This window comes from Aquitalea sp. FG25, from assembly GCF_057809375.1.
The window spans coordinates 1-26713 of sequence record NZ_JBMDJV010000038.1; the positions used below are offsets into that span (position 1 = coordinate 1).

Annotated in this window: 29 protein-coding genes and 1 pseudogene; 19 read left to right on the forward strand and 11 right to left on the reverse strand. The window is 55.1% G+C overall.

Annotated elements, in window-relative coordinates; genetic code table 11:
- Nucleotides 1–661: 661 nt before the first annotated feature.
- The 4 genes from ACODR9_RS22715 to ACODR9_RS22730 form a co-directional block, all read right to left on the reverse strand.
- Nucleotides 662–3526, reverse strand: a complete 2865-nt coding sequence (locus ACODR9_RS22715; protein WP_488812658.1) for a CHAT domain-containing protein — start codon at nucleotides 3524–3526, stop codon at nucleotides 662–664.
- 102 nt (nucleotides 3527–3628) lie between these two features.
- Nucleotides 3629–4099 carry a hypothetical protein gene (locus ACODR9_RS22720; RefSeq protein WP_488812660.1) on the reverse strand — a complete coding sequence of 157 codons (471 nt, stop codon included), beginning with the start codon at nucleotides 4097–4099 and terminating at the stop codon, nucleotides 3629–3631.
- Between the two features lie 37 nt (nucleotides 4100–4136).
- Entirely contained in the window at nucleotides 4137–5696 is a 1560-nt protein-coding gene (locus tag ACODR9_RS22725) for a caspase family protein (RefSeq protein WP_488812662.1), read from the reverse strand.
- Between the two features lie 23 nt (nucleotides 5697–5719).
- Nucleotides 5720–6256, reverse strand: coding sequence for an OmpA family protein (locus ACODR9_RS22730; RefSeq protein WP_488812664.1), 537 nt, complete (start codon nucleotides 6254–6256; stop codon nucleotides 5720–5722).
- Nucleotides 6257–6990: 734 nt separating this feature from the next.
- Here ACODR9_RS22730 and ACODR9_RS22735 point away from each other — a divergent pair.
- The 3 genes and pseudogenes from ACODR9_RS22735 to ACODR9_RS22745 form a co-directional block, all read left to right on the forward strand.
- On the forward strand, nucleotides 6991–7377 hold the full coding sequence (locus ACODR9_RS22735) for a response regulator (RefSeq protein WP_488812666.1): 387 nt from the start codon (nucleotides 6991–6993) through the stop codon (nucleotides 7375–7377).
- A 98-nt stretch (nucleotides 7378–7475) separates the two neighbouring features.
- The gene (locus ACODR9_RS22740) at nucleotides 7476–7736 is read left to right on the forward strand and encodes a hypothetical protein (RefSeq protein ID WP_488812668.1); all 261 of its coding nucleotides are present in this window, start codon (nucleotides 7476–7478) and stop codon (nucleotides 7734–7736) included.
- A gap of 850 nt (nucleotides 7737–8586) precedes the next feature.
- Nucleotides 8587–9283: pseudogene (locus ACODR9_RS22745) on the forward strand (IS256 family transposase); the annotation flags it as partial.
- A 10-nt stretch (nucleotides 9284–9293) separates the two neighbouring features.
- Here the strand turns inward: ACODR9_RS22745 and ACODR9_RS22750 are convergent.
- Together ACODR9_RS22750 and ACODR9_RS22755 are read right to left on the reverse strand one after the other, a co-directional pair.
- A complete protein-coding gene (locus ACODR9_RS22750; protein WP_488812670.1) occupies nucleotides 9294–10454 on the reverse strand; it encodes an NADH-dependent flavin oxidoreductase in 1161 nt (386 codons plus the stop codon).
- A 174-nt stretch (nucleotides 10455–10628) separates the two neighbouring features.
- Nucleotides 10629–11225, reverse strand: coding sequence for a TetR/AcrR family transcriptional regulator (locus ACODR9_RS22755; RefSeq protein ID WP_488812672.1), 597 nt, complete (start codon nucleotides 11223–11225; stop codon nucleotides 10629–10631).
- Nucleotides 11226–11303: 78 nt separating this feature from the next.
- On the opposite strand from ACODR9_RS22755, the gene ACODR9_RS22760 reads away from it, so the two are divergent.
- Nucleotides 11304–12188, forward strand: a complete 885-nt coding sequence (locus ACODR9_RS22760; RefSeq protein WP_488812674.1) for an SDR family oxidoreductase — start codon at nucleotides 11304–11306, stop codon at nucleotides 12186–12188.
- Nucleotides 12189–12321: 133 nt separating this feature from the next.
- Nucleotides 12322–12702 carry a winged helix-turn-helix transcriptional regulator gene (locus tag ACODR9_RS22765; RefSeq protein ID WP_488812676.1) on the forward strand — a complete coding sequence of 127 codons (381 nt, stop codon included), beginning with the start codon at nucleotides 12322–12324 and terminating at the stop codon, nucleotides 12700–12702.
- Between the two features lie 75 nt (nucleotides 12703–12777).
- Here ACODR9_RS22765 and ACODR9_RS22770 read toward each other — a convergent pair whose 3' ends face one another.
- The 3 genes from ACODR9_RS22770 to ACODR9_RS22780 all read right to left on the reverse strand — a co-directional run bounded on the left by ACODR9_RS22770 (nucleotide 12778) and on the right by ACODR9_RS22780 (nucleotide 14069).
- Nucleotides 12778–12963 (reverse strand): IS3 family transposase, encoded by a 186-nt coding sequence (locus ACODR9_RS22770; protein WP_488812678.1) that lies wholly within the window; start codon nucleotides 12961–12963, stop codon nucleotides 12778–12780.
- Nucleotides 12964–12984: 21 nt separating this feature from the next.
- Nucleotides 12985–13401 carry an IS3 family transposase gene (locus tag ACODR9_RS22775; protein WP_488812680.1) on the reverse strand — a complete coding sequence of 139 codons (417 nt, stop codon included), beginning with the start codon at nucleotides 13399–13401 and terminating at the stop codon, nucleotides 12985–12987.
- A gap of 182 nt (nucleotides 13402–13583) precedes the next feature.
- Entirely contained in the window at nucleotides 13584–14069 is a 486-nt protein-coding gene (locus tag ACODR9_RS22780) for a winged helix-turn-helix transcriptional regulator (protein ID WP_488812682.1), read from the reverse strand.
- A 266-nt stretch (nucleotides 14070–14335) separates the two neighbouring features.
- Between ACODR9_RS22780 and ACODR9_RS22785 the strand changes: the two genes are divergently transcribed.
- The 9 genes from ACODR9_RS22785 to ACODR9_RS22825 all read left to right on the forward strand — a co-directional run bounded on the left by ACODR9_RS22785 (nucleotide 14336) and on the right by ACODR9_RS22825 (nucleotide 21054).
- Complete coding sequence (locus ACODR9_RS22785; RefSeq protein WP_488812685.1) at nucleotides 14336–15319, forward strand: MBL fold metallo-hydrolase; 984 nt, start codon at nucleotides 14336–14338, stop codon at nucleotides 15317–15319.
- Between the two features lie 8 nt (nucleotides 15320–15327).
- Nucleotides 15328–16221, forward strand: coding sequence for an alpha/beta hydrolase (locus ACODR9_RS22790; protein WP_488812687.1), 894 nt, complete (start codon nucleotides 15328–15330; stop codon nucleotides 16219–16221).
- 61 nt (nucleotides 16222–16282) lie between these two features.
- Entirely contained in the window at nucleotides 16283–16687 is a 405-nt protein-coding gene (locus tag ACODR9_RS22795) for a hypothetical protein (protein ID WP_488812689.1), read from the forward strand.
- A 132-nt stretch (nucleotides 16688–16819) separates the two neighbouring features.
- On the forward strand, nucleotides 16820–17215 hold the full coding sequence (locus ACODR9_RS22800; protein WP_488812691.1) for a nuclear transport factor 2 family protein: 396 nt from the start codon (nucleotides 16820–16822) through the stop codon (nucleotides 17213–17215).
- Nucleotides 17216–17389: 174 nt separating this feature from the next.
- On the forward strand, nucleotides 17390–17878 hold the full coding sequence (locus tag ACODR9_RS22805) for a hypothetical protein (protein ID WP_488812693.1): 489 nt from the start codon (nucleotides 17390–17392) through the stop codon (nucleotides 17876–17878).
- A 267-nt stretch (nucleotides 17879–18145) separates the two neighbouring features.
- The gene (locus ACODR9_RS22810; protein ID WP_488812695.1) at nucleotides 18146–18763 is read left to right on the forward strand and encodes a flavin reductase family protein; all 618 of its coding nucleotides are present in this window, start codon (nucleotides 18146–18148) and stop codon (nucleotides 18761–18763) included.
- A 78-nt stretch (nucleotides 18764–18841) separates the two neighbouring features.
- Nucleotides 18842–19738 carry an alpha/beta hydrolase gene (locus ACODR9_RS22815; RefSeq protein WP_488812696.1) on the forward strand — a complete coding sequence of 299 codons (897 nt, stop codon included), beginning with the start codon at nucleotides 18842–18844 and terminating at the stop codon, nucleotides 19736–19738.
- A gap of 24 nt (nucleotides 19739–19762) precedes the next feature.
- A complete protein-coding gene (locus ACODR9_RS22820) occupies nucleotides 19763–20194 on the forward strand; it encodes a tautomerase family protein (RefSeq protein WP_488812698.1) in 432 nt (143 codons plus the stop codon).
- The gene (locus tag ACODR9_RS22825; protein ID WP_488812700.1) at nucleotides 20191–21054 is read left to right on the forward strand and encodes an MBL fold metallo-hydrolase; all 864 of its coding nucleotides are present in this window, start codon (nucleotides 20191–20193) and stop codon (nucleotides 21052–21054) included. Before ACODR9_RS22820 ends, ACODR9_RS22825 begins: the two co-directional genes overlap by 4 nt.
- Nucleotides 21055–21170: 116 nt before the next feature.
- On the opposite strand, the gene pdxR is transcribed toward ACODR9_RS22825, so the two are convergent.
- The gene (gene pdxR / locus ACODR9_RS22830; protein WP_488812702.1) at nucleotides 21171–22610 is read right to left on the reverse strand and encodes a MocR-like pyridoxine biosynthesis transcription factor PdxR; all 1440 of its coding nucleotides are present in this window, start codon (nucleotides 22608–22610) and stop codon (nucleotides 21171–21173) included.
- Between the two features lie 141 nt (nucleotides 22611–22751).
- On the opposite strand from pdxR, the gene ACODR9_RS22835 reads away from it, so the two are divergent.
- Together ACODR9_RS22835 and ACODR9_RS22840 are read left to right on the forward strand one after the other, a co-directional pair.
- Nucleotides 22752–23375 carry a pyridoxamine 5'-phosphate oxidase family protein gene (locus ACODR9_RS22835; RefSeq protein WP_488812704.1) on the forward strand — a complete coding sequence of 208 codons (624 nt, stop codon included), beginning with the start codon at nucleotides 22752–22754 and terminating at the stop codon, nucleotides 23373–23375.
- Between the two features lie 271 nt (nucleotides 23376–23646).
- Nucleotides 23647–24525: a recombination directionality factor gene (locus ACODR9_RS22840; protein ID WP_488812706.1), complete on the forward strand. Its 879-nt coding sequence runs from the start codon at nucleotides 23647–23649 to the stop codon at nucleotides 24523–24525.
- Here the strand turns inward: ACODR9_RS22840 and ACODR9_RS22845 are convergent.
- Nucleotides 24512–24862: a helix-turn-helix domain-containing protein gene (locus ACODR9_RS22845; protein WP_488812708.1), complete on the reverse strand. Its 351-nt coding sequence runs from the start codon at nucleotides 24860–24862 to the stop codon at nucleotides 24512–24514. The genes ACODR9_RS22840 and ACODR9_RS22845 overlap by 14 nt on opposite strands.
- Nucleotides 24863–25061: 199 nt before the next feature.
- Here ACODR9_RS22845 and ACODR9_RS22850 point away from each other — a divergent pair, with 199 nt between their 5' ends.
- The 3 genes from ACODR9_RS22850 (at nucleotide 25062) to ACODR9_RS22860 (ending at nucleotide 26682) form a co-directional block, all read left to right on the forward strand.
- The gene (locus ACODR9_RS22850; protein ID WP_488812710.1) at nucleotides 25062–25385 is read left to right on the forward strand and encodes a hypothetical protein; all 324 of its coding nucleotides are present in this window, start codon (nucleotides 25062–25064) and stop codon (nucleotides 25383–25385) included.
- Between the two features lie 136 nt (nucleotides 25386–25521).
- The gene (locus tag ACODR9_RS22855) at nucleotides 25522–26073 is read left to right on the forward strand and encodes a DUF4339 domain-containing protein (protein ID WP_488812712.1); all 552 of its coding nucleotides are present in this window, start codon (nucleotides 25522–25524) and stop codon (nucleotides 26071–26073) included.
- 99 nt (nucleotides 26074–26172) lie between these two features.
- Nucleotides 26173–26682, forward strand: a complete 510-nt coding sequence (locus tag ACODR9_RS22860) for a GTPase family protein (protein ID WP_488812714.1) — start codon at nucleotides 26173–26175, stop codon at nucleotides 26680–26682.
- Nucleotides 26683–26713: the final 31 nt, after the last annotated feature.

Below are 26713 nucleotides of genomic sequence, written 5' to 3' on the forward strand. Positions count from 1 at the left end.
GAGAAGCAATATTTCCAACGGCTCAAGAGTGTCTAGAGAAGCCGGGGCGATTCAAGCTGCTGTCGACCCGGCTGACTAATCGTCAGCAGGCCGGCGATTCTGTTGAAAAACTCGGTCAGCCATCGTAGAACACCACAAGTCATGTGAAACTCTGGTAGATCTGCCTATTCAATGAGCGAAATCGTGTCAATTTGCTGAGATTTTAAGCAGAAATGAGCCGCATCAGCCCTTACTCAGGGGAGTGAATTAGTTTTTCAACAGAATCCGGCCATAGTGGCCAGTCAACGACACAACTAGTAACGACTGGTTTGCACAGAGATCCGGACACTCCCAAGAGTGCATGTGGCATTTAGCGGAGAGACTTACCCACTGTCGCTGGTCCAGCGTGCTGAATCGCCGCCGACTGCTCGTGCCGGTTTTGTTGCCGAATGGCTGAAACAAAGCCGGCAGAACTAGGCCGAACCCGCATGGATTTTAGGGGCCGCCCCATAGCCGCAATATGTGCAAATCCTTGATATACAAAAGAAAGATCCAACCGAAAACGGTTGGATCTTTCTTGTCTGGTTTGTGCGAGCCCATCGCTGGCACCGAATCCAGCCGGTTGGTGCCAGCGACGGGTTCATAGGCAGGGTCAGCTCTCAGCGCCAAAACACCTGGCATCTCAGTCACCCACGTACACAAAGGGTGCCCAGAAGAAAGGGTGCGCGCGTGACACCAGCTGTCCAGCATTACCATAGTGGCTTTGTTTGATCTCGCGCCGTGCTGCTTCAATGGCCGCAGTGGCAGTGCTGCCCGCTTTCAGGCGGCTGAAGGTTGCCACCATCAGCTCCTGCGTGGCCTGGCTTTCCACGCTCCAGTGGCTCACCAGCAAGCCTTGTGCACCGGCATACATGAAGGCACGCGCCAGGCCGGCAAAGCCTTCGCCACTATGCGCGGCATCATGCTCGCCAGCGGTGTTGCAGGCGGAGAGCACAACCAGTTCGGCATTCAGATTCAACTGATCCACGACTTCATGCATGGTCAGCAGGCCATCCTCTCCATGCAGGTTTCCTGACAGCGACAGCAGCAGTGCAGGCTCAGGATGCAGGCGGCTGTTATCGCTGCCCTCATCCGCCAGCGATTCCTTGAGCATGACAAACTCGCCGCCCAACAGGCCGTGGGTGGCAAAGTGCAGGTAGCGGGTGGTGCTCAGATCCAGATGCTTGAGGGTGTATTCCTGGGCATCTTCTTCCAGGTACAGGCTGTTGCCGCCGCCCAGGATGCGGTCGATTCCATGCGCCTCCTGCGCGGTTTCCGGCAGGCGCGGAATGTTTAGCTGGCTGACCTTGGGCTTACCATAGTTGCGGGTCAGGCTTTGCCCAAGCAGGCTGGAGAACAAGCCCGGCTCCTGCCGTACCGAGACATCAAACTGCGGGTCGGCAAAGGACACCAGTTCATGCCGGTAGGCAATGCGCGGGCGACGGTATTCGCGCATGGACACCAGCGAGGACAGGCTGGGCAGATAGGCCAGCTGGTAGCGGTCGCCCAGATAGTGCAGGCCGGCATATTCACCCAGCAGCGGCTGTTGCTGGCGGGCATGGGCAAACTGCTGCGGGTCGGTGTCATCCCAGCGGGTGATCAGCATTTCCAGCGGCAAGGTATGCAGCGGGCCATCGCCCACAGACAGCAGACGGCTGCCCGGCTTGAGCCAGGGTTCCAACGGCTGGAACAACTGCTGATAGGCCCGGTACAGCAAGGCCGGGTCCAGTTGCTGCAGACTGGTTATGGAATCTCCTGCCGCCTCTTCCGGTGCGCGCAGCGCAGAAACCAGCTCGGCCACCTGTTTTTTCCCCACAGGCAGTCGCACCATGTGGAAACTGTCGCGGGTGGTGACAAAAGCCAGGGTTTCCTTGTCGAGGAGGAAATAGGTCAGCAGGCTTTCATCGGAACGCAGGATGTTCTTTTGCAACCGTGGTACATCCACCGGCTTGGGTTCGGCCAGGTCCATAAAGCGCGGAAACTGCTGCCACAGCTGCTGGTTGATGGCTTGCAGTTCCTGTCGGGCCTGGCGGATGTCGGCATCAATACGCTGCCGGCTGGCCTGCACCCGTGCCTGCACCAGCTTGTCCTTGCCGGCATCATCACCGTCAGCAACTGCCACTCGGCCATCATCAGGACTTTCATTGAAAGCACCAGTATTGGTGCGCTCTCGGCGCAGTTCGGCCAGACGGGTCTGTACATCCTGTTGCTGGCGGCGCAGGGTGCGGAAGTTGCTATTGTCGTTCAGGCGGCTGACATCGGCCTGCTTCAGCAGCTCGCTGAACAAACGACTCTGGGTGCGCGACACCACCTCCAGTATCTGCTGGTCGTAGCCGGCGGTGGGTTGCTGCTGATGCAGACGCAGCAGTAGCTGGATGGTTTCCAGATAGTTGGCATGAAAGCGCGAAACAAAGCCTTCACGCACCCCATCATCCAGGCCGCGCGTCTGGGCAAACTGCTTGTCCACAGCATCTAGCGTCTGCTGATAGATGGTCAATGCCTCTTTCAGTCGACCGTGCCGAACCAGGAAACGCCCATACAGCAAGCCGGCCCGGCTGAAACTGTTGAGCGCATTCAGTTGCTCCAGCTGCGCAAAGGCGGGCTGGTAGAGCGCCTCGGCCTCGGTATCCTGCCCGCCCTTTTCCAGCGCCATGGCCAAGTCGACACCACTTTGTGCGGTGAGCGGATGCAGTGGACCCAGCACCTGTCCGGACAGCTCACTGGCCTGACGCAGTACGCTGACGGCTTCTTCGTAGCGCTTTTGCTGCAGATACAGCATGCCCTGGGAATTGAGGATCTGAATGCTGGAGGCGGACTCCTTGGCACCCGGCAACTGGCGATAATGCTCCAGTGCCTGCTGGTAGAATTTTTCTGCCGTTGCCAGCTTGCCCAGCGCTGCCTGACACAAGCCATGCAGATAGAGGCTGCTGGCGCGCACCTTGGCGACGGTAACCGGGCCGGAACCGTTATCGTCCGGATCCGTGGGCTCGGCCACCACCTTTAGCACGTCGGCTTTTTGCAGCATCTCCTCCGCCTGCTGATCCTGATGCAGTTGGTGCAATACCGAGGCCTGCAGGTTGTAGAGCTCCACCATGGAGATGCGATCCGGTGCAAACGCCAATTGGCGACGCATGCCTTCACTAATGAAAGCCTGTGCTTCCTGATAGCGCGCCTGGCGTATCATCAGCTTGGTCAGGCCCTTGAGCACACCGATGGCCTGGCGATTATTGCTGCCATGCTTGCTTTCTACCAGCGGCAGGGCCTGGCGCAGTACCACTTCAGCCTCTATCCATTTGCCACGCATCACCAGTGTGCCGCCCAGATTGCGGTAGCCATCCCCGAGATGGTCGGTGCCCAGACTCATGGTCACGCGGGAGCGGGCAGTGGCTTCGGCGTTGGGGTAGTCCTCCTGCAGCATGTACTGGGTCCACTGCCTCCCCATCTCCGACACCTGCCGCCCCAGCCCGCTACTGGCAAAAACCGGACTTGCCAGCAGCAAGGCCAGCATGACAAGCCTTTGCCTGGGTCCGGGAGTACAGCCAGGCGAAAGGAAATTCAACAGTGCGGCAACGCCGCCAGGACGATGGCAAACAGGCATGCAGAAGCTCGATCAGGGTTTTCTGGTCAGGATGACGCGGTTGATGACGGCATTGCCGCCAGCGTCCTTGTAGTAATACACCTTGGCGTTGTAACGCTTGGCCTGGGCGTTTACCAGCGCTTCCCGGGCCTCACCCACCATGGAGTACATAATGGGTAGCAGGGCAAACAGCGCCCGCTGGTTTAGTTGGGCCGGTTCGGGGATTTCCTGCAGTTCCATCTGCCCATTCTCGCCAATCAGCGACAGCCAGCGATCCAGCCGGGGGGAGATATTGGTCAGAGTAATCTGACCGGACATGGTGATTTCCAGCTTGTCAGGCTGCTTGCTCAGTTCATTGTACAGGCGGCCGTCAAACAGCTTGGAATCGATGAACATCAGGCTCTGACTGGCCGGCTGCGCCTGCGGGGCTGTAGCCGGAACCGGGAGGTTTTCTGCATGGCTCAGGCTGGCAGCCAGCATCAGCATGGTGACAAGGCGTTTCATAGGCGTTTCTCCGTGAGAGGGATGGGGTGCAAGCCGATCAGTCAACTTCCTGCAGTTGCAGCAAGGAGGAAGCAAAAGCGTCCGAGCAGCGCTTGCTGACCTGCAGATTACGCAGCGGGACAGCGTTGCTGCATTCGGCCATGCCAGTATTGGCCGAACTGGCCATCACCTGCTGTAACAGGGAACGGCCCTGTCGGTCGAGCAGGGTCTGAACAAAGGGGCCGGCCACTTCGGTCTTCAGCTGTTTCAGTTGACGCGGGGAGTCGGTCACCATCACAAGCAGGCTGTCACGCCCCGCCGGCCCGCCGGCATCCACCTGCCATGTCTTGCGCGGCAGTTGCACGGTCTGTCCAGCCTTGATCCGGTTGTCACCATCCAGCTTGTTGGGATAAAGCAGGTAAAGGCTCTTGCCATCCGAGCCGGCCAGCGCAATGTAAAGATAGCCATCCTGCGGCGAGGTCACATTCAGCTCCAGCTTGTCGCGGCCTATCTTCAGCTGCTCGCGCACTGTCTTGACCTGCAGTTCACGGCTGCCATCGCGCTGAGCATGAATCTGCTCCAGGATTTCAGCCGGGCTGGCTTGATGCACCACCGGCGGTGTCGCCGGAAGGGTATTGTTGTGGGCTGCTGCACTTGCCGCCGGGGCTGGCGCGGGATCCGGTGTCACGAAGGCGCTCTTGATCCAGGCAGGGACAAACTCCTTGTTGCCGCCCACCGTCATGTGCTGCCCCAGTACACCGGGCTGATTGGCTAGGTTTTCATCCAGCTTGCCTTGAGCGCAACGGGTGATTTCATCCACGGTAATCGCACCGCTGCCATCCAGATCACGCGCCTCACCCTGCAGGCAGTCACGCCAGGCCGTGGTGGCCAGCCCGCCACGCTGGGCATTGTCAAAAGACACCTCATCCGGCTTGCTTGCAGCAATGTGTACGATGTTCTGCGGCAGACCACCCTGCTCTTTCAATGCGCTGCTGAGCGAACGGGTCTTGAAATTGCTGGGGCTAAAACAGCTACCCGGTGCCGTTGCTGAGGTGAACTTAGGGGTGTAGAGGGTATTGTTGATGGTCAGCGCCCGCGTTTTCATCGGATTGGCCACTACGCCACCTGAGAAACAGGAGTCGTAAAACACCATCATCTTGTCGGTCTTGCGCGCCAGCGGCTCCAGTAACTTGCCCATTTCGCGGTTACTCAGTACATCACCATCCGTTGCCACCAGGCCCTCGGTACACACACCTTCGGCACTGCTCGATTCGTGCCAGCGGGTGCCATGACCAGAGTAATAAACAAACAACCGGTCGCCGCCATGCAGTCGCAGGTTTAATTGGGTAATCGCCTGACGGATATGCTCAGCAGTAGCCTGCTCATCCCTCAGGTAGCTGATATTTTCGTCTGGAATACCCATGTTGGCCGCCATCTGGTGCGCACTGCCCAAATCATGCTGCACACCCTTGAGCGATGGAATGGCGACATTGCTGTAATGACCAATGCCGATGATCAGCGCATAACGGTTATTGGCGGTGACAGGCGCATCCGCAGCCAGGGCAATGCCGCAGGCGCACAGCGCGGCCAGCGCGACGGATAGCAGGCTTGTTTTCATGTCGGCAGCTTTCAGGGATTGGACTAATCAATATTGACGATACGGACGCGGCGATTTTCTGCAGCAAACGGGTCTGCCTTGTTGGCGGGCTCATCCGAACCCTTGCCGACGGCACGCAGTTGCTGGGCGGCAACACCACGGGTAATCAGTAACTTGCGCACAGCGTCGGCACGCTGTTGCGACAACTTACGGTTATAGGCCGGCAGGCCCTTGGCGTCAGTGTGCCCTTCAATCAGAAAGTGAAAATCGCGCAAATCACTCGACTGCAGCGCAGTGGCCAGCCGGACCAGCGCCTGTTGGCTGCCGCTACTGATTTGTACCGAATTGGGATCAAACTGAATAGCAAGTGACAGGCTGGGCGCGCTCTCCACCTGGGCCGATGTGGAAACCGGTGTGGCAACGATAGGAGCAACAGCCACTGGTGCTGGCTTGTTGCTGGCTGCGGGCAAGGCAGGTGGCATGTTGACACTGTCTGGGTTTACTTCGGTGACTGGCTTGACCGGACTCACCTGCAGATTACGCAAGCTGCGTGTTTTCAATGGCTTAAGTGATTCGATCATGGACTGGGTATCCGGCACGTCTTCCGCCTGCGCAACGTCATGACATAAAAATAAAATGACGATTAACCCCCATGCCATCCGGCGCATGCTTTTGTTCATGTGCATCACTATTCCCTGCCATTATCAACTTAGGTTTCAATTACGGTAGGCCCGCCCGACCCATGGCCACCCAGCCGGCTCCCGACAGCCAGCCGACATCCCATTTTCATGATATCAAACTGGCTTACAGAAATTGAAAAAAGTAAAGCCATGTTCGTCAACCCACCAACAAAGCAGCTAGCTCCATCTCATCGGGAGTAGGCTTTTCCCTGAGCGTAATGGAGGTGGGGGCGAGAGCATTGGATATCGGGTGCGTCCGGATTCCTGTGTCAACCGGTCGTTACGAGTTGTGTCGTTAGCTGGCAACAATGGCCGACCTGCCGCCGACAAGGTGAGGACCAAGGACGGATTAGAGGGGAATTACGAGACAACCCACACTGGGGCCGGAGTTAACTGGTCTGTCCCGCTCTCCGTGGACAGCGGGTTATCCACCATAAGTTACGGTGTATGGTGAGCGGGACAGACCAACCAGCCTAGCGCTGTATCTACGATACGTCGGGGTGATTCAGTTCGAGTGCTTGTCTTGAATACAAAAAATAGCAGGAACTAGCAAATAGCCTTAGAATGAATTAAGCGATTCATTGCTAATGGCGCGTATATTTATAATTATTCAATTGCAGCTGTGGTGATGATCTATGAATTCATTCAGGGTAATGATCGTTGATGATGATGCCGTCTCTGCGGGTCTGCTAGAGCGGACATTGATGAAGACATTCAAGACGCTGCACTGCATGTCCGGGGAGGGTTTTCGACAACAAGTTTTCTCATTTCAGCCAGAGATCATTCTGATGGATATCCAGCTTGGAGCAAGTACTACCGGATTCGAATTAACCGAGTGGTACCGTGCACAGAACGGCAAAGCACAAGTCATCTTCATTTCGTCATTCGATACGGCTGACGTTCTAGGTCGCGTCTACTCTTGTGGTGGAAACGACTACATCCTGAAACCTGTGGACCATCACATTTTGCATGAGAAGCTTGATCTAGCCATTACGTGGACGTTACCTGATAACACGTGCTGAAAAAGCACCAGGTTTCAGTAGCTATACGGCTACCTGCGTCTCTGAGTGATCAGCAACCAATCATCTGGTATGCCATAACAAAAGAAAAGGAGGCCGCCATGAATGTTGCAGACATCCTTACCCTGATGGCAGATACAAAAGTACCTTCGCAACGCGCGGGTCGTCCTCATGCGTTGGCAGTTGAGTTTGCTCAGGCATTGTCGGAAATCTCTCCTAAGCTCACTCCGCTTGAAATGAACATGATGATCAGGATCGGGAGAGAGCTGTGCTTGCAGGACGCAGAAGGAGTAGTTTCTGCTCTCGAGGCCGAAGCGCAGATTGCTCGGATCATGAGGTCATCAAGGTCAGCAGGAGAATGATGGCGTGTTGTTCCACTCGATAAATGCTTCGTCTACCAAGTAGGATATATCCCCTTGCTGCAGTGTTAGAAGGCGCCCCCCGTCAGAGCCAATGCTTAGGCCCGTGATGGTGTACTGGCCAGGTGGGATGTGGCGGACTGACTCATTTGTGTGAGCAATGATGCCTGGTGGGCAAAATCTGGGGCTGATCACGAGTTGTTCCATGACAGAAATTTCCTGCAACACCTATTGGCATGTCTTGAAGTGGGTAATTTTCACGTGACGTTATCGGTGTTCATGCCTGGTTGGTACTAAGGGCTTTCCTTACGACCAAGGTCTGATGGACGGCCTACTAGTCTGTCATCGTCGCCGTAGAGAGTAAGGAAGGCTTCCTTCCTAGAGAAAGCAGCCAATGTCTTGGAAAGATGCACACACCGGCTATTGCCGAACTACTGCCTGTCGAGCTGACACATCGCCAGTTCATCGGCCATAGCAGCCATCCGGCTGAATCACGGACTCTGGCAGTAATCTGCCATATTCTTGTCATTCAACCTTTAGCTATCGCGAATAGTACCAGACCGCTCGTATCTACAAGTCGTGAAATATTAACTTTGGCTATTCGCTGACTAGCCAATGTAGCACCACCTCGCTTGGCATAGTCAATGCCAAACACCATCAAGTCCGCCAAATGTGCGTCAACTTGCCGCCGACTGATGCCGGGCTGGACGCCGACCACCGTGAAACTCAGCTTCGTCGCAGGCGTCGATTGCAGAAGCTGCTTCAGGCTGCCGAGATCACCTGAAATGGGCGTGTACTGAATTTTGTGTAAACGGACATTTGGCAGGAAACTGCCACCTAGTCTGGAGACACAATGAGCTCGAAGAAACACGACGTACCTGACGCACTACTGAACAGTTTGCTGGCCGATTACCAGAAGCCCGAAGACCTCATCGGTGAGAACGGCCTACTCAAGCAGCTGACCAAGCTGCTGGTCGAGAAAGCACTGGATGCCGAGATGGCCGCACACCTCGGCCACAGCAAACACGAGCCGGTGCTCAATCCAGTCGGCAACACCCGGAACGGCAAGAGCCGCAAGACCCTCAAGGGCTAGTTCGGCGAATTACCTATCGAGGTACCACGCGACCGCCAGGGCACCTTCGAGCCACAACCCATCCCTAAGCACCAGACCCGCTGGACCGGATTCGACGACAAAGTCATCTCGCTTTACGCCCGGGGGATGACTGTTCGGGAAATTCAGGCCCATCTGGAAGAGATGTATGGCACAGAGGTCTCACCCAGCCTGATCTCCTCCATCACCGATTCCGTCACCGAAGAAGTCAAAGCCTGGCAGGCTCGCCCTCTCGATTCGGTTTATCCCATCATCTACCTCGACTGCATCCACGTGAAGGTACGTGAGGGGGGCTGTACGTGTGAAGGCCGTCTATCTCGCCATCGGCGTTACCCTGGCTGGAGAGAAGGAGGTGCTGGGGATGTGGCTGGCGCAGACGGAGGGAGCCAAGTTCTGGCTTCAGGTCGTGACCGAGCTGCGTAACCGGGGCGTACAGGACTCAATAAAGGTTACGAGGCACTTGTCTTCTGCCTCAATGGAATCCAGCCTTGGAATGCCTGAATGATGGCCCAGAGCTTCTGCGGGATCTTGATATCAGGAAGCTTGGCAGGATCGAGCTCAACATCCACTTCCAGCCCCTGCTGAACACGGCTTACCCAGTCCGGATTTACAATCAACCCCCGACCAATCGCAACCATTGACAGCCCAGTATCCAACGCTCGACTGGCATGGTCGGCGGTCAGGATGCTACCAGCAGCCAGTACAGGAGCACGATTAGCAACTCGTTCGACGATGCGGCTGACGATAGATTGCCCGTCAGGGTAGTCGATAGGCCGGTCAGACAATAGATTGGCCAGTGACGCGTGGATGTAATCCACTCCAAGCTCCAACAGCTGGTCGACAAAGACCAGCGTCTGGTCAAGACGGTAGCCTTCATCACCAGGCTCTTCTGGCGAGAGGCGTACACCGATTGCAAACGGTCGATCGGCATGCTCGGCAATCACGCGCTTAACCTCTGCGACAACTGCCAGTGGAAAACGCATGCGGTTTTCTATTGAGCCGCCCCATTCATCCGTGCGGATGTTGGTTGCTGGTGAGAGAAAGTTTTGCAGCAGGAAACCGTGGGCACCATGCACCTCGACCCCGTCAAAGCCAGCCTCGATTGCACGCCGCGTTGCCTCTCCGAACGCCTTTATCATCTCCACGACCTCATCACCTGATAGGGCTCGAGGAGTCAGCGGTGCAACGAAGGGCGTGGCTTTTGTCAGGATAGCACTTGAACTTACTACATCCCCACTGGGGATGAGCTCGGGCAGTGCCTTGTTGCCGGCATGAAAGAGCTGCAGCAAAGCTGGAGCCCCCCCACTCTTAGCAGCATCTGCAAGCCGTTTGAGGCTTGGGATGAAGCTATCTTCAGCAGCGGAAAACTCATTCGTGAAACCGATGCCGTTGGCGGTTACCTGAGCGCAACCGCTTATAACCAATCCTACGCCTTTAACACGGAGCCGGTAGTAAGCTTCCTCTTCCTCAGTAATCTGGAAGTCGTCGGAGCCAGACCATGTAGTCATTGGCGACATCACTAAGCGATTGCGCAAGGTAATGCCGGGGCAAAGGTCAAAGGGACGAAACAAGGTATTGGTATGCTGATGAGACATTAAAATAGACTCCATGAAGTGTGCAAAACTTCATGGTATATATTTTAAATCTAGTGTCAATTAGGCACTTTAAATAGTGCTGGTATATTAGAGGAAACCACCCAGACGTTGGCTGCAATTCCTTTTTGGGGTTTCAGTTGGGGATAGCGTTACCTAAAGGTTTGCCACACCCATTCAAATTTCTACATGTCAATTATCAACCTCGTCTGACTTTGGCCATGCCAACATTGCCAAATCTATGACCTGAGCCAGTGCCTGGCTGGTAGCCCCGATGACAGGGAGATTCACGATAGCCTGTAGTATTCCAAAATAATACCAGGCAAGAACTTCCAGATCGGCATGTTGCCCAATCTCACCCGCCAGCTGACCCTGCGTCAAAATGTCCAAGATAATCTGGCGCTGCTTACATACCCCAGCATTTGCTATCACTTTCCCCTCGGGGGTCAGGTCTATTTGTTCAGCATTGCTGCGAGAAAGCAGGCATCCCAAAGGCAGACTCAAGTCAGCACCTTTTGGCAGAAACTCACGAAGCAACGCGACTATACTCGCTCTGGAGGACTCGGTTTGTGTCGCTCTCATTCGCGTTAATACACGATCAACATACCGTTCGAGGGACTCCTTAAAGAGCCCACTTTTATCACCGAAACGCTGGTAAAGGCTGGATCGGGATAGCCCTGTCGCGACCATCAGGTCGCTAATGGACGCGTTTGCATAACCGTGACGCCAGAAAACACCTATTGCTGCGTTTATGACAGCATCTTCATCATACTGAGGTTTACCACTCATAAATTTTCCATTGACAAATTGGAACGATCATTCCAAGATTTATGAACCGATCGTTCCATAATACCTCAAGGATTTTTTATGCTCAACAAATTGAATTCCAATTTTCCACAACCCCGGATTGCTGTTGCCGGCGCCACTGGCCGCGTTGGATCACTGCTAATAAAAAAAATGGCATCAGATCCTGTTACTCTCATCACACTCTCACGGCAGAAATCAATCGAAAATTTTCCAGATGGCATAGTTTCCACAGTTGTCGATTTCGATCGACCATCAACTCTCAAAGATGCACTTTGGGGTGTCGATAAACTGTTCCTTGCTCATGGCACGTCCCCCCAACAGGTCACTAACGAGATTGCCCTCATTGACGCAGCGGTGAAAACAGGCGTACGCCACATCGTAAAACTGTCCGTAATGGGACCGCCTACCCCACTAAACCCATTCGCTTGGCATGCATTGATTGAGGCCCATCTAGCTCAACAACCTGTGGCTTCTACTGTTTTGAGACCGACGACTTTTATGGATGTACTCAAACGTGCTGGAAGCTCGGTCGCAAAAGGCACTTGGGCAGGTGCCGCAGGTCATGGACGAATTAATCTTATAGACATTCGGGATGTTGCCGATGTCGCACGAATAGCATTACTTGAAGACGTAGCCGAGAAATCCCGACGTGCGTATCACCTAACTGGACCTCGGAGCTGGACAATGCATCAGATTGCAGAGGAATTATCTCGTTTATTAGGCCATACGGTCACTTACGATGATCGCTCGCCAGACGACCAGTATGCTGCTCTGATTGCGGGTGGCCTATCACCGTTTGTGGCCGACCTTCTTGTTGGGCTTGATCGTGTTTTCTGTGATTCCGTACTTACGGAGCGCACCTGTACAGTTGAAGATCTCTGCAGTACACCTCCGCGTTCGTTGTCCGATTGGCTCCTAGAAAATCTTGACGTCTTCAGGCAATGAGGGAATTGCGGTAGGAATCCAGAACGACCACTGTACGGGGCTGGCGTTAGAGTACTAGTGCTTTAACGCCAATTCAGGTATAACTTATATACTAGAAATTATAGAAGAAGCTGTTACCGTGCAGGAAAAAGCCATGAAAGATTTGATACTCAATCTAGAACCACAGTGTTTTTCTTCAGACTGCCCAAGCAGAGCCTTGTTCGATCAGATCGCTGACAAATGGTCAATGATGGTGTTGTCTGTACTAGACGAAGGTCCGCATCGTTTTAACGCGATCAAGCGACGGCTGGAGGGGGTAACGCAGAAAGCTCTGACTCAATGTCTTCGTCGTTTAGAACGTAATGGCCTGGTTTCACGTCAAGTCATTCCGTCGCCTCTCGCTGTTCAATATGAAATCACTCCGCTAGGAAACACTTTGCTGCAACCATTACTACAGCTGCATGTGTGGACACTTGAGAAGCTTCCGTTGGTAGAAAGTGCTCGGAGCGCATTCGACCGACAGAATTTGCCTTGATTCGCTTCTCAAAACAGCTGCGCTGTATTTAGTCAGAGTCTGTTGTGGTCTGTCCCGCTTTCCGTGGACAGCGGGTTAAGCACTCAGCACTAAGCGACGTTGCTCGTATTCAACCAGGGTGACATACCCCTGGGTCGAATGACGTCGTTGGTGATTGTAAAAGCGGATGTAATCAAGCACATCCGTACGTGCCTCCTCGTCGCTCCAGTAGTGAGTCACATAAACACGCTCCGACTTCAGAGAACGGAAGAAACTCTCCATCGCTGCATTGACGCTCCTATGTCAACTGGTACGCGTCGAATCACCTCTCCGGAAGGCTTGCGACGTGCCACAGCCATCGTCAAGGCCGCATGTACCAGCTCTTGCTGCATCCAGTACCACCGCCAAGTACAGCCACCCTTCGCCAGTCCGGATGTAGGTCCTATCGGATACCCAGCGCTGATTGAGATTGTCTGCAGCAAACTGCCGTTGTAGCAGATTCGGTGCGACGGGGGGAAGGTGCCGACCTCCACTGACGGGTATCCAACGCTTACGGGTTCTGACCCTGATACCGTTGTGTCGCATCAACTTGGCAATTCGATGCCGCCTGCAAGCAAAGCCCTGCGCACGAAGTTCGGCATGGATGCGCCGATGGCCATCAATACCATTCACCTCAGCCTGCACCAGCCGGATTTCACGTAGCAGTTGTCGGTTCGCCATCTCTCGTGCTGACGGTGGGTGATGTAGCCATGCTTAGTAGCCAGTACGGGACACACGAAACAGTTGGCACATCGGCCCGACCGGGTAGCGGCCCGACAGTGCCTGAATGGCACGGAACTTCACTTCGTGGGTTGCGAGAAGATTTTCACCACATGACATATGCCATGCCACATAGAGTCCTACTAATTTGTGATTGGCTTCTCGCTGTCGGTTTGGAGCTCTCCTAATACTGAGCGTACCGGACATGGTGCACCGAGATGCAGGTAACGTAGTTCATCCATAAAAGCACTCCACAGTGAAGGGCCGCCCTTTATCAGTATCTCAGCACGCAAGGACGCCTCCTTAGATGGAGCTGTATGCCTAAGGCCCCAGGCAGCCATCTGTACGAGCAACGGTACAAGCTGGATGGCGGCTTCCGTAAGGCTATAGATTCCTTTCTGCTGATGATTCGGATCCGGGGCGCGAGTCAGCAGGCCAGACCCTGCCAGGTGCTTCAACCGGCTTGCGAGTATGTTCGAGGCGATGCCTTCCTCATTTTGCTCTAGTAGGGTGCCATAGCTGCGCCGGTTTCCGAACATGACATCCCGGATAACGATCAGGCTCCAGCGGTCACCGATTTGCTCAAGCGTCAGGTTGATCGGACAGCCCGATCGTCTTGTTTGTTGCACAACGATTCTCCTTGAATTACCACTTGCATTATGCAACTAGTTGAAATACCATTCAACCACTTGCACTTTGCAAGTGCTTTTAAATGCTTGGCAGATCAACAGGGGAATCAAACATACGTGCGGCTTTCATCATTGGTGACGGCAGAGATTCCGCTGTACAGGTGCCCAGAAAGGCACCAACAGCGAGAAGACACGATGTACTGGAGTTCCGCTAAGGATCACTACACATGTACGTATCCCACTACACACATTGGCTAGGAAACACTATGAAATTCTTCACAATCCCGTCGCGTACCCTGCTCGCGGTATCGTTGGCATTCGTTGGAACCTTGGTTGCAGAGGCGCCAGCCCAAGCAGCTGCGCCTATGCAGCAGAAACAAGTAGCGGGCTTCTATCGTGCGATGGTAGGTGACTATGAAGTCACCGCTCTCCATGACGGTGGAGGCCTCATTGACTCCAACCTATTGCATGGTGATCCTGCGCTCATCCAGTCCCTACTGGCACGTTCATTCGAAAATGATCCCAAGAATGTCTCTGCTACCGTCCAAGGCTTCCTCATCAACACCGGCTCCAAGCTTGTTCTCATCGACACTGGTTCGGGCGGTCACTGGGGGCCTCCCACTTTGGGCAAGCTTGTGCAGAATCTGAAGGCCTCCGGCTACAAACCGGAACAAGTCGACTTGGTACTGTTAACACATCTTCACGGTGACCATGCTGGCGGAATCTATAAAGACGGCAAGCGCGTTTTCCCGAACGCGACCGTGATGATGAAGAAGGCCGATGCCGATTTTTGGCTGTCGAAGGAAATCATGGCCAAGGCCCCGGAGGATGCAAAAATCTTCTTCAAAATTGCACAAGATGGGGCTGCCCCTTATATGGCAGCAGGAAAATGGAAGCCTTACGAAGGCATGGACGAAATCGTCCCCGGCATTACACCGTATGCCATTCCTGGTCACACACCAGGCCACACTGGCTACATGATTTCATCGAAGGGTCAGTCTCTGCTGGTCTGGGGAGACGTGGCTCATATCGGGGCCGTCCAGATGCCACACCCGGAAGTCAGCATTGTGTTCGACTCGGACAGCGAATCGGCAGTCAAAACACGTGAAGCTCTTTTGGTAAAGCTCGCTGCAGACAAAACCATGATTGCTGCAGCGCATATGCCGTTTCCTGGTCTTGGGCGTCTGCGCAAAGCTGACAACGGTGTCGGCTACGACTGGGTACCAACGACCTTCCTCAACCTGAAGTGAGGTGAACCATGACCTACGATGCATCTTCTGCCCGAAAGCTCCGCGAGGCGATGTTCGCGTTCAACATTGCGCACCCGGTAAGCACCATTGAGACGCTCCGCGTCGGCATGGAGGCAATTTCACAAGCAAACCCGCCAGCGGCTGACCTAACTGTCGAGCCGACCGAGCTCGGTGGCGTAGCTGCGGTAGCGATTACGGCGCCCGGCGCGTCTAAAGACCGAGTCATCTACCATTTCCACGGTGGTGGCTGGGTGGCTGGTTCTCCTGCTTCGCATCTGGGCATGCTTGGAGAGCTGTCTCGAGCGGCAAAGTCCCAGGTCATCGTCCTGGATCATTCCAGGGCACCTGAGCACCCATTTCCCGCGTCCTACGACGAGTCGATCCGCGGGTATGAAGCAGTGCGTGCGCTTGGCAAGCCGTTCGCCGTTACAGGAGACTCCAGTGGCGGTGGCATGGTTCTCAACGTTCTTGCCTACGCGTCCTCGAAGGGCCACAAGGACGCGCGAGCAGCGCTACTTATTAGCCCATGGGCAGACTTAACGCTGACGCTGCCCTCATTAACGCAGTTGGCTGACCGCGACCCAATGGTCAATCCGAGTGCGATGCGGGAGATGGTCGAGGCTTACGCTGGCAACCACGACTTGAAGGATCCCCGCATCTCACCCATGTTCGCCGACATGCATGGATTTCCCCCACTGCTCATCCATGTTGGAAGCGACGAAGTACTTCTCGACGACGCGCTTGAAATTGACCGAAAGGTGCGCGCAGCTGGCGGAGAGTCTCACCTTGAAGTCTGGCCGGAGATGCTTCACGTCTGGCACATTCAGACAGCCTCTTTGCCTCAGGCCCACGACGCGCTGCAAAGAGCCGGCGAGTTTCTCATCGGGCACCTTGAGAAATAGAAGTCGCAGATATGCGATGGAAATACTGTAACGACTACTGACATTAATCCAGGAGATTGTAATGACTACCAACGCCCCGGGAATGGGATGGATGCAAATCGTCATGAAGAAAGGAACGAGTGACTTCGCGGCGTCGTTCACTGCTGACGCCAGCCTTCAGGCCTCAGCCCTCAGCAAGACCGTGATCGGCCCGACACTCATTGGGGCATTCTTTACTGCGACGAGCACGATGTACGAAAACTTCGTGTTCACTGCGGAGACGGTTGACGGTGCGAAAACTTACCTTGAGTGGGAGGCCGTCCACGCTGGCAAGCCGATCGCTGGGGTCACCATCCTCACTCGGAATGAGTCTGGCCTCATCAACAACATCAAGCTCTTCCAGAGCCCGTTTCCCGTCGTGCGTGAATTCTCGTCCGGCCTCAAGGAGCGACTCGAAGGAACACTCGATCAGGACTTTTTCAGCTAAGCCGGAAAAAGTGTGCGGAAGACGCGATTCCGTGCCAAGCACAGAAGCTGAGTTCGTTGCGGTGGGAGAGGGCGAAATTCAATCCGCGTCCCCTCCCCTCAACCCAACAGATACCCAAGAGAAGGACAAGCAATGAACACTGCAGAGAAACACAGGAATTTCGTGCTGGAAGCATTTGATACGCTGTTCAACAAGCGCGACTATGCCGCGGCCGAGCGCTTCTGGTCGCCCGACTATATCCAACACAGTGCCCTTATCGCGCCCGGCCGCGAAGGCCTCTTTGATATCGTCAAGGCATCGCCCGCCGAGCTTCGCTACGAAAATGCGCTGGCCATGGCATCAGGTGATTACGTCATGCTTCATGGCCGCTTCTCTGGAAACGGTGCCCCAGCAAACTGGATCGTTGTCGACATAGTTCGTATTGAAAATGGCAAGCTCGCCGAACACTGGGACGTGATCCAGGACGAGGCCACACGTGACGGTTCGAAAAGTGGGCTCCCGATGTTTGGCGACAGCTTTCCGAGCTGATTGGCCAGAACCGCTCGCTGTCTTGTTCTCGAAAACGGGGCAGAGAAATTGACTTGAAACGGATGTCTCATTCGTTTCACAGACGTGGGGTCATGTGGCTACGACCCGACATCCACTCTCTGGACAAATACCACTCAAGCAATTGCACCTTGCAAGTTACATTGGGGGAACACCATGAAATTCGCCACCATCATTTCGAGTACCGTGTTCGCGGCATCGTTAGCATTCGTCAGCACCTTCGTTGCTGTAGCACCGACCCAAGCGGCAGAGCCGCCGGGAACGACATGGATGCAAATCGTCATGAAGAAAGGAACGAGTGACTTCGCGGCGTCGTTCACTGCTGACGCCAGCCTTCAGGCCTCAGCCCTCAGCAAGACCGTGATCGGCCCGACACTCATTGGGGCATTCTTTACTGCGACGAGCACGATGTACGAAAACTTCGTGTTCACTGCGGAGACGGTTGACGGTGCGAAAACTTACCTTGAGTGGGAGGCCGTCCACGCTGGCAAGCCGATCGCTGGGGTCACCATCCTCACTCGGAATGAGTCTGGCCTCATCAACAACATCAAGCTCTTCCAGAGCCCGTTTCCCGTCGTGCGTGAATTCTCGTCCGGCCTCAAGGAGCGACTCGAAGGAACACTCGGTCAGGACTTCTTTAGATAAGGCGGGAAAACAAACAATGTCCTCGCCTCATTTAAACCAGCAAGAAAGATGAGCAGCCTTGTTCCAGGAAACGGGGCAGCGCAATTGATTTGAATCACTTGTTCCGTTCGTTTCACCAGCATGGAGCGCATGTGGCTCCTATCCGACACCATTCTCTAGACGGGTATCGGGATGAATGCAGCCCTCTTCCGGCCCCGGAGCGGCAGACGCGCTCCGAGCGGTGTTGGTGGCGGCATTCCTTGCGCCCGTCTCCAAAGAGGTAAAGCCATGACCGACTGGCATTTCTACGAACCCGCGCAGGGGCATTTCCTGCGTCACGATCCGCTCAACGCCATCATTGCTCCGCGACCGATCGGTTGGATCAGCACCGTCTCTAAAGACGGTGTGCGCAACCTGGCACCCTACAGCTTCTTCAACCTATTCAGTTACAAGCCACCAATCATCGGTTTTTGCTCGCTTGGTGCAAAAGACTCGCTCACCAACGCGCGTGACTCCAGGGAGTTCGTATGGAATCTGGTGACCCGAGAGCTAGCCGAGACGATGAACGCCACTGCGGCGATGGTGCCAGCGCACATCGATGAGTTCGAGTTGGCAAAGCTGGAGACGCTGCCCTCTGCCAGGGTACGGCCATCACGCGTGGCGGCTAGTCCGGTGCAGTTCGAATGTGTGGTCACCCAGATCGTGCAGCTGGAGGCGCAGGGCGGCGCTGCGATCCCGGCATGGCTGGTGTTGGGCGAAGCCGTTGCGATCCACATTGACCGACAGTTGATCAAGGACGGCGTGTACCAGACAGCACAGGCGCGTCCGATTCTGCGCGGCGGCGGGCCATCTGACTACTTCGAAATCGGTTCGGAGCAGCTCTTCACGCTTGAGCGACCCAATTGATTGCCCTGGCGTCGAGCAAGGTCGATGCCAGTCAACTATTACGGCGCCGCCTGACATCTTTGTACAAGGAGAACTCCCATGTTTCAACGTACCGATATCGCTTTCGAGGCAGAGGGCGGCGCCACGCTGCGCGGCTGGCTTTATGTGCCTACCGGCGGCACCGGCCCCTATCCCGCCATCACCATGGCGCATGGCTATGCCGGTGTGAAGGAGCACGGCCTGGAGCGCTTCGCCGAGAAGTTCGCCTCCAACGGTTTTGTTGTCCTCCTGCACGATCACCGCAACTTCGGTGCCAGCGACGGCACGCCGCGCCAGGATATCGACCCATGGCGTCAGATCGCCGATTGGCGGCGTGCGATCAGCTTCCTCGAAGACCAGGACGTCGTCGATGCAAAGAACATCGGCTTGTGGGGCACGAGCTATGCCGGCGGCCACGCGCTCGTGCTTGGCGCAACCGAACGCCGCTTGCGCGCGGTCGTCGCGCAGGTGCCGACGATCAGCGGCTTCGAGCAAGGACTGCGCCGCATTCCGCCCGACGCCGTTGCCGCCATCGAGGATACCTTCGCGAGGGACGAGCGCGTGCAAGCGCACGGTGAGCCTCCACTCCGACAGATGATCGTCAGCGCCGATCCGGCCGTCCCTGCTTCGTACCGCGCCAAGGACGCCATCGAGTTCTATCTGCAGCCCCTGCCCGACGGTGCCTGGGAGAACAGCGTCACGGTGCGCTCGACGCGCGCCGCGCGCATGTACGAACCGGGCGCGTGGATTGCGCGCGTGTCTCCCACGCCGCTGCTGATGATCGTCGCACTGCAGGACACGATAACACTGACAGATCTCGAGCTAGCCGCCTACGAGCGCGCCCTTGAACCGAAGCGCCTCGTGACGATCCCCGGCAGCCACTTCGATCCGTACATCACCAGATTCGATCAATCCAGTGCCGCCGCACTGGAGTGGTTCCATGAACACCTAGCCTGAACAACACAAACCGAGGAAACACCTATGCCACTATTTCACGTTCACATTCCGGCTCACAAGTTCTCAAGCGAAGAGAAGCGGGCCCTGGCGGATGCCTTGAATCTCGCCCTTCATGAAGCTATGGATACACCGATGGATGACCGTTTCGTCATCATCAGTGAGCACAAGGATGATGAATTCTTCATTCATCCGACTTTTCCGAACTTGAAGAGATCCGATAAGCGCATGCTCGTCACGGTGACGTCCGGTACGAGCAGGACGGTAGAGCAGAAACGCAAGCTCGCGGAATTGGTCACCCGCTACCTGGTAGAAAAGGTTGACGTCAGCCAGGACGATGTCACTCTGATGATATATGCCATTCCCTTGGAGAATATGAGCTTCGGCGGTGGCAAGCTGGTCTCTGACCTCAACCTTTCCATGCCTTGGGTAAACAAGGAAGAAGGGGGTAGATCATGACCTCGACAGGTATCGCCTGCGCTCCTCTGAAATGGAAGCTGCTGACCAAGAAACGCGGGAGTTCAACCCGGGGACTTCCGCCAGGGAAAGAGGCTCTGGCCTGGGTGACCAGTACGGTGACGCTGATTTATGGTGAGCGCGATGCCATCCTCGTTGACACCTTCCTCTCGGAGGAACAGTCGAAGGAACTGGTGGAATGGATTGCCGCAAGCGGCAAAAATCTCACCACGATCTATGTGACGCATGCCCACGGCGACCATTTCTTCGGCCTAAAGTTATTGCTTGATCGGTTTCCGCATGCCAGGGCTGTCGCCAGCCCCGCAGTCGTCGAAGGTATCAGCAAGCAGGTCGATCCAGCTTTCATCAATTCCTTCTGGGAAACGCGGTTCCCCGGTCTGATTCCAAAAGAACTGGTCGTACCCGATGTTTTGGAGAGCAACGAACTGGAACTCGAAGGGCACAAATTGGTGGTTGTGCAACTTGGACATACCGATACAGCCAGCACGACTTGTCTGCATGTTCCTTCGATCGGCCTCGTTGTCTCGGGCGACTGTGTCTATAGCAGTACGCACCCCTATCTGGCTGAATGTGATGCAGCTGCCCGTGAAGAATGGCTCACGGCACTCGACAAGGTCGAATCGCTACATCCCCGTGCGGTAGTCGCAGGACACGGTGGGCTCGACCCTGATAGCGACCCGAGACACATCGAGGAAACCCGAAAATACATTCTCGAGTTCAACAAATCGTTGCAATCGGCGTCGAGCGCGCGCGAACTTTATGACAAAATGCTGAAAATTTACCCGGATCGGGTGAATCCGGGTTCCCTGTGGGCTGCCGCTAACGCTGCAAAACCTTCGTAATACCCATGGAGGGTTCATGCACTTCTTAAGCACATGAGCTCTCTGCAGCATAGTTTTTGCGGATGGAGGGTGGCGATCATCACTAGCGGGGTTACTCCGGCCTATACAGTCGTCTCTCAGGATTGTACCGCTATCACTAGTCGCCTTACGCACTCATCTATCATCCCCTCCTCTAAATTACCGTATCCGAGCACCAGCCCATTGCAACCGGCTGATGCTCGGCTATAGCTTGTTAGTGCTCGGGCACCAAGCCCTAGCTCCGTAGCCCTAGCGACGACCTTTTTGTCGTCAATTTCTTGCGGCAACCACATCACCAAATGTAGGCCAGCCTCCCCTCCTGATAGTACGATGTTTTGCCCAAACCCCTCTTTCAAGGCGGCTCGTAGGGCAGCTTGCCGTGCGGCATAACGCAAACGCATACGTCGCAGATGAGCGGTGTAGTAGCCACGCTGAATAAACTCCGCGAGAGCACGCTGTTCGACCCCTTGTCCTGTACGTGTAGCTTGGGCTGCCAAGTGCACAAAGTCCGCCGCAATTGTCTGTGGAAGGATGAGATAACCAAGACGCAGTCCCGGATAGAGGGTCTTACTAAACGTGCCCGTATAAACCACCGGAGCATCCGGCTGAAGAGCAAAGATTGCAGGAGGGGCTGAACCGGCTCGACGGAACTCACTGTCGTAGTCATCCTCAATAATCCAGGCTCGGGATCGACGAGCACGGTCAATTAAGGCAAGACGACGGGTCAATGACATTACGTGGCCCGTTGGATACTGGTGAGACGGGGTAATCATGATAAGTTTGGGTGAATACCGACACCAGTCGTCTTCCTTCGGCGAGAGTCCTTCGCTGTCGACGGATACGTCATGTACCTGCAGCCCAGCCAGTACGCACACCACTCGCGCAGCGAAATAACCTGGGTTCTCAACCCAGACGGTATCTCCGTAGTCTGCCAGTAACTGAGCGCAAAGACTCAGCGCCGATTGAGTCCCACTGGTAATCACAACTTGGCTAGGATCGATTGATAATCCCCGGGCAGTGCCGAGGTAACTGGCAATAGCTTGGCGTAGTACTGAGTCCCCACCTTGTGAGGCATAAGTAAGATGCCCCCTGCTGACTTCACTCCAGACTCGTTCAAGGCATGTCCGCCAGCGTCGGAATGGAAATGCACCGTAGTCTGGTTCGCCAGGCGTAAAGGGAAGGGCTGCAGAGCCTCGCTCCTCTCCAAGTTCCAAAGCAGAAGCACGAGTGGAGAGTTGAAGTGGAACGGAAGGAGTTGCATTACGACTTGTTAATTCTGTTGAAGACACAAGGAATGGAGCTACGCGGGTACCTTGGCGATCTGCTACCAAACATCCTTCAGCAATCAATTGCTCATAGGCATACAGGATGCTGTTTCGTGCAACATGCAGCGTAGCCGCCAAACTACGACTCGAGGGGAGTTGCATATTGGGAGGGAGTTGACCGGAAGCGATAGCGTTTCGTAAACGGTGATAGATCACGCGTTGTTGCGGCATGTTGTCCGGTAAAGGGGGGGCACGCAGCCAATCAAGCTCCATCGTGGCTCCAGTAATTACCAATTTCGTGGCACTAAACAAGGTACCACAGTCCTCGTAGAGTCATGCAATCAGCAGATCACACGGAGCACAATCATCATGCCAATATCCACAGCCCCATCCCCACGTACCCGCATTCGGCGCATGCCAGAACGAGCACGTTACGATAACGACGCGCTGACCTCGATCATTGACGCTGCAATCGTCTGTAATGTGGCATTTCAGTCCGATGGCGTGGTACACGCTATTCCAACAATTCACTGGCGCGAAGGTGAATATTTGTACATTCATGGGGCAAAGGGGTCACGTATGATCAAGGCACTCATGCTCAGTGAGGTCTGCATCACAATCACCCTCGTCGATGGTCTGGTTTTGGCTCGCTCGGCCATGCACCATTCAATGAACTACAGATCCGCCATCATCTATGGAAGATTCGAACCGATAACGGACGCAGAAGAAAAACAGCGAAGCCTACAAGCCTTTGTCGACGGCTTGTATCCAGGGCGCTGGGAAACGTTGCGTCCAATTACGGCAAAAGAACTGAATGCCACTAGCTTATTACGCATTTCGCTGGCAGAAGCTTCGGCCAAAGTACGGGAAGGGGGCGCAAAAGACGACGACGAAGACTTAGACTGGCCGGTCTGGGCTGGTGCGATCCCATTACAGACAACAGTTGGTACGCCACGCATGGAAGCTGACAGCAGATTGACATCGATTCCAGTGACGCGTTTCGATAATCAGAACGATTACGACTCTGAAAATGCATAGCCCATCGGCTGAGCCTACCAAACCTCGTTCACGGCTGGATCCTGCAATTGAAGCTGCAGTAGTTAAGACCACGGTTACAGTCCATTTTGAAACACAAACCATTTTGCTAATGAAGTAAAGGCGACCATTTTTCAAAATGCAGTCATGCCGTGGAGTCTAGTATTTTTCAGACCTATATCACCCCCTTGAACACGCACAGCGACACCCACTCCGGGTGTCCTTTATGCCCTGGCCTCCGTTGTGACGGGGGCCATTTTCATTGGAGTGATCTATGTCTCATCTCATCGAATCCATGGCCTTTATCGGGGCCACACCCTGGCATGGTCTGGGTAATCCATTGTCCCCGCAGCAGCCGCTGGAAGTGTGGCTGACCGAAGCCGGTATGGACTGGCGTATCGAGCAGAGCGACGTTTTGTTCAACGTAGCCGCTGATGGCATGCACAAGATCCGCGCCATTCCGATTCAACTGCTGTTCAACGATAGCGAGTTGAACCTGCGTGCCGAATACAGTGCCTTCGACCGGAATAACGGTCGGCCCGTATGTGTCGGTAACGGAGAGACGGCACGTCGTGTCACGGCTCAGGGCATGGAAGAGATCGGGTGTGCAGGGCCAGATCGTTGTCCGCTAGCCAAGGAATTGGGCTGCAAGCTTTACGGTCGCCTTAATGTGCAGGTGGAGGGGCAGCAGGATGAGCTGGGTAGCTTCATCTTCCGCACCACCGGCTACAACTCGGTCCGCACCCTGGCGGCAAGGCTGAAGTATTACGAAGCAGCCAGTGGCGGTAACACCAAGCATCTGCCGCTGCTGTTACGTCTACGGGCCAAGAGCACCACCCAGTCACACCGTACTCCGGTGTACTACGTCGATCTGACGCTGCGAGACGGCCAGACCCTGGCCGAAGCCGTCAGTACCGCACGCAAGGCAGCAGACGCGCAATTGGAAGCCGGCATCGATACCGCCGAACTGGAGCAGGCCGCCCGGCTGTTGCTGCAGAACGGTCAGTTCGAAGATACCGAGGAAGAAGTACCGCAGCTGCTGGAGGAGTTTTATCCGGTAGTGGAAGGTAGTGAAGAGACTGGGGAGAAGCCGAAAGCAGTCTCGCGCCCTACCCGGCTCACTTCCAAACTGGGTGCAGTCAGGACGGCTTAGCCAGCCGGTTGGTCAGTTGTTCCACCATCGCCAGCACCATCTCCCGATCTGCACTGTCCAGGCGGGCCAGCATCTGTGCCAGGTGCTGTGCCTGCTCAGCCGGTCGATTGCTGGATTCCACCAGTAATGACGATGCATCACAGTTAAACAGGCCAGCCAGTTCCAGCAGACGGGCCACCGTCGGCATCACCAATCCCCGCTCCATGCGGGACACCGCTTCATTCCCGATCTTCAGTTGTTCCGCGACCTGTTCCTGAGTCAGTCCAGCTTCCTGCCGTCGTGTCGCAATCGCTTTGCCAACGCTCAGCGCCAATGCGTCCACCTTCGTTTTTGCCATCTTATTCTCCATTCAACTCGAATAGTGGCAAATCACCCCATTGACATGAACATCCCACAGAGATGATTATCAACCTATTAGGATGGATTAATGCTTTTAAAGGCGGATTTGTCTTACAGACAAGGGGAGTCAGAAACACACCAGATGCCCTGCTCTGCCCAGACCAACCGTACGACTCGATCTCATTTGGAGAAGAACCATGAAACACACACTGATCATCGCGGCCCTGCTGGCCGCTGCGTCCTCAACCACCTTTGCCGCCAAGGCTGAGGTAGGCAATTGCATTTATCCGAAGCACGACAACACCGTCGTGTACGAGCAACCCAATACCGCACCGGCAACCCGCATGAACAAAGTCGGACTGTTTGCGTTTACGGTCAAAGCCGTCGCACCCGGTGGTTGGGTTCGTCTGGAAACAGTGCCCAACTATAGCCAGCCTAATCCGGATGCCGGTGCAAGTAAGTTTGCCGGCTGGGCCAAGATGAAAGACTTCATTCAGCAAGACTTGCGCAACTGCAACTAGCGCAACGTTGCATTCCACCGCGCCCGTAGCGTGACCACACGCCACGGGCTCATTCCAGCCTTTCCTTCATCTGTGCAATTCCCTGCGCAATCGGCTGCCCACCCAATTCATGACCACTACCATCAGGGAGATTTTTATGTCTGCATGGCACTACGAACACAATGGCCAGCGTCATGGCCCCGTTTCTTCCGAAGTCATTACCGCACTGATCCACACCAAGACGCTCAATGGGCAATCTCTGGTCTGGAACCCAGGTCTGCCTGGATGGACAACCTTGTCTCAAACCGAGCTATCTGGTCAGTTACCCGTGAGCCAGACGCCCCCTGCGCTACCCAGCCACAAGATCAGCAATGTCGCGGTCGGTTTCTTATGTGTCGCACCGCTGTTGGGCTTCTTGCTGCAAGCCATGATGGCAGGTGCCATGTCCAGCAGCGAGTTCACCCTGGACCAGGAAGTGACAATCGCGCTCCAGACAAACAAATACTGGTACATCACCCTACTGCTGAATATCGGTTTGAGCCTATGGGACTGCAAACGCCTGGAGAAGGCGGGAGTGGATACCGAAGGATTTGGCAAAACAGCGCTGATCGTGCCGGTCTACTTGTGGAAGCGGGCTAAATCCTTGCAGAGTGGTACCCAGTTCTTCTGGATCTGGCTGGCCAGTTTTAGTTTCACCCTGCTGATCTGATCTTGCGTCATGCTGTTCTGAACACACTGCACACCTATCACAGCGCCCATCTCCGTCACCACGGGATGGGCGTTGTCGTTTCCAGATTTGGAGCAAATCATGATTTTTCCAATTAGCCATGGCGAGCAGATGCTCGTCTACCTCAGCAACACCCTCAACCTACATGGTCAGCCTTTTACCCAGACACAGCGTGAAGAACTGCAGGCGCGTATCGAACAACTGGTCAACTATCAGGCTGTGGTCGGCATCATGGGTAAAACCGGGGGTGGAAAATCCAGCCTGTGCAATGCCCTGTTCGGTCAGGAGATTGCCGAAGTGGATGACATTGCTGCCTGTACCCGCTACCCACAGGAATACACCCTGGCGTATAAAAATGGGAAAGGGATTGCCTTGATTGATGTCCCGGGTGTCGGGGAAAGCATTGGCCGAGATCAGGAATACACTGCGCTGTACCAGCGGCTACTCCCAGAACTGGATCTGATCCTGTGGGTGGTCAAAGCCGATGACCGCGCCCTAGCCATTGATCAGCAGGTGTTCAACAGCGTCATCCGCCCCTACCTGGCAGATCGGGACATCCCGGTATTGTTTGAATCGCCCCGGCTTCTCTAGACACTCTTGAGCCGTTGGAAATATTGCTTCT